Source organism: Arenimonas sp., assembly GCF_044348765.1.
Taxonomy (GTDB): Bacteria; Pseudomonadota; Gammaproteobacteria; order Xanthomonadales; family Xanthomonadaceae; genus Arenimonas.
In genome coordinates, this window is the sequence record NZ_JBIKSE010000096.1 from 1 (window position 1) to 4490 (window position 4490).

The 4490-nt window shown below is 50.6% G+C and carries 6 protein-coding genes; 2 read left to right on the forward strand and 4 right to left on the reverse strand.

Annotated features, from left to right (window positions below):
• A partial coding sequence (gene upp / locus ACIQ0Q_RS09030; RefSeq protein WP_395772610.1) for a uracil phosphoribosyltransferase occupies window positions 1-484 on the forward strand: 484 nt, incomplete at its 5' end.
• A complete protein-coding gene (locus ACIQ0Q_RS09035) occupies window positions 485-1072 on the forward strand; it encodes an AAA family ATPase (RefSeq protein WP_395772611.1) in 588 nt (195 codons plus the stop codon).
• Between the two features lie 7 nt (window positions 1073-1079).
• Here the strand turns inward: ACIQ0Q_RS09035 and ACIQ0Q_RS09040 are convergent, their stop codons facing one another.
• The 4 genes from ACIQ0Q_RS09040 to ACIQ0Q_RS09055 are packed head-to-tail and all read right to left on the reverse strand — an operon-like array spanning window position 1080 to window position 4416.
• Window positions 1080-1727, reverse strand: coding sequence for a DedA family protein (locus tag ACIQ0Q_RS09040; protein ID WP_395772612.1), 648 nt, complete (start codon window positions 1725-1727; stop codon window positions 1080-1082).
• Window positions 1728-1736: 9 nt separating this feature from the next.
• Window positions 1737-2309 (reverse strand): nitroreductase family protein, encoded by a 573-nt coding sequence (locus ACIQ0Q_RS09045; RefSeq protein WP_395772613.1) that lies wholly within the window; start codon window positions 2307-2309, stop codon window positions 1737-1739.
• A gap of 43 nt (window positions 2310-2352) precedes the next feature.
• Complete coding sequence (locus ACIQ0Q_RS09050; protein WP_395772614.1) at window positions 2353-3426, reverse strand: threonine aldolase family protein; 1074 nt, start codon at window positions 3424-3426, stop codon at window positions 2353-2355.
• 36 nt (window positions 3427-3462) lie between these two features.
• The gene (locus tag ACIQ0Q_RS09055; RefSeq protein WP_395772615.1) at window positions 3463-4416 is read right to left on the reverse strand and encodes a DMT family transporter; all 954 of its coding nucleotides are present in this window, start codon (window positions 4414-4416) and stop codon (window positions 3463-3465) included.
• Window positions 4417-4490 lie beyond the last annotated feature (74 nt).

The following is a 4490-nucleotide window of genomic DNA, read 5'->3' on the forward strand; positions in this document are numbered from 1 at the left end:
AGTTGATGTTGAGACGCCGTTGACTAAGACCAAAGGGGTAAAGCTATCCAGCCCACAACCAATCATCGTTCCAGTTCTTCGAGCAGGCCTTGGCATGCTCGAGGGAATGATGAAACTACTGCCTACGGCAGAAGTTGGCTTTCTCGGCATCAAGAGAAACGAAGAAACTCTAGAGCCATTTACTTATGCTGAAAGATTGCCGGATGATCTAACTGGTCGACAAGTCTTTATCATCGACCCAATGCTTGCTACCGGTGGAACACTAATTGACTCAATCAACTATGTCTTCGAGCGTGGAGCAACCGATGTGACAGCTGTCTGCTTACTCGGTGCTCCCGAAGGACTGAAAGCAGTGGAAGCTGCCGTAGCAAATAAGAACGTGTCAATTGTTCTTGGAGCCCTGGACGAAAAACTAAACGACATCGGCTACATCGTTCCAGGTCTTGGAGATGCTGGCGATCGCCTCTACGGCCTAGCTGAATAAATGTCGGAGGGCTCCGACGGCAACAACATTGATCAGCTCGCGCTGATTGAAAAAATCAGCTCGCAGGTTCTTGAACTAATTGACCGCGGCAACCAAACACCAATAGTTCTTATCGATGGCCGAGCGGGATCGGGCAAATCAACTTTCGCGGAAGCGCTTCAACAACAACTGTTCCGAGATGGCGAATCAGCCCCAAGGGTGATTCACATGGACAACATCTTCGAGGGCTGGGATGGGTTGGCTTTAGGTTCTGACTACATGGTGCGATTTATCCTGCAACCGTTGGCAAGACAAGAAACAGCATCCTGGCAGGACTGGTCCTGGGTCAAAAACCAAAGGTCTTCTTGGCGGGAATTCTCTGGCGGTACACCATTGATTGTTGAGGGGTGTGGATCACTTACCGAGCGCAGCAAAGAACATGCAGACATTTCCATTTGGCTAGAAGCCAGCGAGGAAACTAGGCGCGAGCGCTGGATCCAAAGAGAGCGGCACCTGGAGAAGTTTGATTTCTGGGCAGCCCAAGAGCTCGATTTCTACGCTCGAGAGAAATCCCATTCCCTAGCGGATCTGGTCATTAGGACCGACTGAGGAGCCTTTAGAGCTTGGTTGAAAGCGGTGCCATTTTGGCACTCTTGTTGTTTTTGTACCAAGCGCGTATGCCTGCAACCAAAGATGCTGCGATAAAAAACACCGCTAGGAAATAGCTGATGTTTTTTACCAGCGGAATGCTTGCTGCGAAGTACCCGGCCACGGAAAGACCAAAACCCCATAGCACTGCGCCAACTAAGTTAGCCGAGAAGAACTTGTAGTAGTTCATCTTGCCGATACCTGCAATAACCGGAATCAAAACTCTTGCGAAGGGAACAAATCTTGCAACAACAACAGCCCACCAACCCCAGGCCAGATAAAACTTCTCGGCATTAGCAATTGCTTTGGTGAGAACTACCCCTTGGCGCTTATCTAGGTAAGGTCTGCCGTAGTGCCGACCAAGGGTGTAGCCGACTTGATCGCCCAGCCAAGCAAAGATTCCAATTCCAATTGCCAACACCCAGATGTTGATTACATCTGGGAAGTTGGCTGCAACTATCCCTGCTGCAAAGATCAAAGAGTCGCCGGTGATAAAAGGTATAAAGGCGCCGACAAGTAAACCAGTACCTGCAAAAACCAATCCCCAAACAACTGCAACAAATAGCACTGGCCCAAACTGGGCATACCAGGACGCTAATTCAGTTGCAAAGGACATAAACCAAGCCTACGGCTTGCCGTGCAGCACTATTTCAGACAGATCGAGTCTGGTTCTAGGGGCAATCTCGCGAGCGAGTGCTTCTCCTTCAAATTTTTCTGGGACATCTTTTTTGCCAACTGAAATAACCACCGCAACTTCTAGATCAGCCGGTAGGGCAAGGGATTTGTGTAGTTCAGCGTGCAAGATGCCACCCATCTGGTGGGTGTAAAGATCAAGCGCCTGAGCCTGAATGCTCATCTGGGCAACAGCAAGACCTGTGTCATAGAAGTTTCCCTTGCTGGATTCGCCTGCATCACTTCTTTTGATCGAAATCACAATAAGTGCAGCTGCATCAGGTGCCCAAGACTGGTTGAAGCCAGTAAGTCCTGCAACTACCTTTTCGTGCAGCTCGGTGCCGCGCTTGGCAACAGAGAAGCGCCAAGGCTGGCCGTTGTTGGAAGATGGAGCCCAGCGACCTGCTTCCAAGATGGCAAGGACCTCTTGGTCTGATATTTCGTAGCTCTTGTCGTAAGAGCGTGGGCTCCAACGAGAAGCCAATAGCGGGGTCAACGGGGCTGAGGTTTCAGGGATTTTAGACATGTTGTATCCAACTAACTTGCTTGTGGTTTTGTTCCCGAAGGAATTACTTCAGGGCTTTCTTTAGTGCTTCCAGTAGGCCATCAACATCAGAGGTGCTGGTGTCCCACGCACACATCCAACGGACCTGGCCGGTGGCCTGGTTCCAAACATAGAAGCGGTAGTCCTTCTGCAGCTTCGCAGTGACCTTGAGGGGAAGGATTGGAAACACAGCGTTTGCTTCGGTGGGGTTTGGAACCCTAACTTCTTTGTGCTTTTTAGATATCTGCAGCACACCTTCATAGAGCCTCTTGGCCATTGCGTTGGCATGCCGAGCATTCGTTAGCGCAACTCTGGCATCGTCTTCAAAGAGGGCAAGCAGCTGAGCTGAAACAAAGCGCATCTTCGATGGCAGCTGCATTGATGTTTTTCGCAAGAAAGGCATCGCCTTAGCAAGCTCTTTACCGCGAGCTGACTTAGCGTCTGTGACGACAACTGCTTCTGCAGCTAATGCACCAATCTTGGTGGCACCCAGTGAAACCAGATCAACGCCAACGTCTGTGGTGAACTTCTTGAAAGAAAGACCAAGGGCAGCAGCAGCATTGGAAAGTCTTGCACCGTCCATGTGAAGAAGTAGGCCGTGTTTGTGAGCGCGGTCTGCTAATGCTTTGATTTCTTTTGCTGTGTAGATCGTTCCCATTTCGGTGGTCTGCGTGATTGAGACAACCCCCGGCTGGGCCCGGTGAACAAAGCCCATGTCGAAAACTTGAGTATCCAGTAGCTCTGGGGTGAGCTTGCCGGTAGGAGATGGAACAGTCCAGAGCTTGATGCCGCCCATCTTCTCGGGGGCGCCACCTTCGTCAGCATGGATGTGTGCTGACTCAACACAGATCACAGCTTCCCAGCGCTTTAGCCCAGCTTGCAAGGCAACAACGTTTGCACCGGTGCCATTGAAGACTGGAAACCCTACTGCTTTAGAACCAAAGAGTTGCTTGACTAACTTGTTGAATTCAGCGGTGACAGTGTCATCGCCGTAGGCGATTTCATGGCCTTGATTGACAAGCACCATCCGCTTGATAACTTCTGAATCAATGCCTGCGTAGTTATCTGAGGCGAAGCCTCGCCAAACTTGTTGAGCCATGACTGATCACTTCCTTAGACCAAGACAATACTTGGATTAGCCCTTAGGCAAAACATCGAGTTCCGTGGTGTCCGTTGAAACAGCAGAGCTTAGCTTGGAGCCTTTGTTTTTCTTGGGCTTGACCTCATGACGCTTCCCGGCGAACCAGCTCCCGACCAAGATCAGCGGGAAGCCAATGAGCAGTCCGGTTGTGATCGGCTCGTTCAAAAACACCACTCCCAGAACCAAGGCAACCAGAGTGTTCAGGTAGGTAAGAAGTGTTGCCCTTGCTGCTCCAACTTCTTTGATCAGAGCAAAGAAGATGATGAAGGCAACAGCTGAGCAGATCACACCAAGAACAAGCAAAGCAATCCAGGACTCGATTGCTGGTCCAGCAGCTATCTCTGCTGGAAGGGTGAGAGCTGCGGGAACTGCATAAATCACTCCAACGATCACCATCGACAAGCTGATAACCCCAGCAGTTGGAACAAAGCCAATCTTTTCTGCAATTAGAGCCGGTGCGATGGCGTAGCCAACAGCTGCCAAGATCACTGCACCCACCCAGAGCGGATCAATAAGACCTCCGAAGGAGTCAACCCCAACCAGGGCAACAACCCCTGCAAAGCCCAGCAGTAGTCCCATGATGGTCTTGGGGTGCCGAACAGATTTATCTCCCATGATGGTTGCAAACAGCACAGCAAAGAAAGGTACCGTTGCAATCAAAAGGCCAATCAGGCCAGAGGATAGATGTCTACCGGATTCAGTAATCAACCACCAAGGACCAGCCATCTCTAGCAGGGCAAAAACCAAAACCCAAGGCCAGTGCTTTAGGGCCAGCTTTAGAGCCCCTTGCTTCAAGGCAAGGGGAACTAGAACCATGGCCCCGATGATGACTCTAAATAGCACAATCGAATAGGTCGAGAAGTCCTCAACGGCTATCCGGATGAAAAAGTATGGGATACCCCAAGCCAGGCCGGCAGCAAGAAAGAGCCAAAGGGCTTTACGGGACATGATTACTAGCCTAGGGGCTAAAAACTAGTCCCTCCTGAGGTGTTCGTTTAAGCGAACCAAGGGTGGAAACCCGA

What these genes read in the sequence shown, in the direction of transcription:
- ACIQ0Q_RS09050 (WP_395772614.1), bottom strand. Translation starts at nt 3,426, where the DNA reads ATGGCTCAACAAGTTTGGCGAGGCTTCGCCTCAGATAACTACGCAGGC.
- ACIQ0Q_RS09035 (WP_395772611.1), top strand. Translation starts at nt 485, where the DNA reads ATGTCGGAGGGCTCCGACGGCAACAACATTGATCAGCTCGCGCTGATT.
- ACIQ0Q_RS09040 (WP_395772612.1), bottom strand. Translation starts at nt 1,727, where the DNA reads ATGTCCTTTGCAACTGAATTAGCGTCCTGGTATGCCCAGTTTGGGCCA.
- ACIQ0Q_RS09055 (WP_395772615.1), bottom strand. Translation starts at nt 4,416, where the DNA reads ATGTCCCGTAAAGCCCTTTGGCTCTTTCTTGCTGCCGGCCTGGCTTGG.
- ACIQ0Q_RS09045 (WP_395772613.1), bottom strand. Translation starts at nt 2,309, where the DNA reads ATGTCTAAAATCCCTGAAACCTCAGCCCCGTTGACCCCGCTATTGGCT.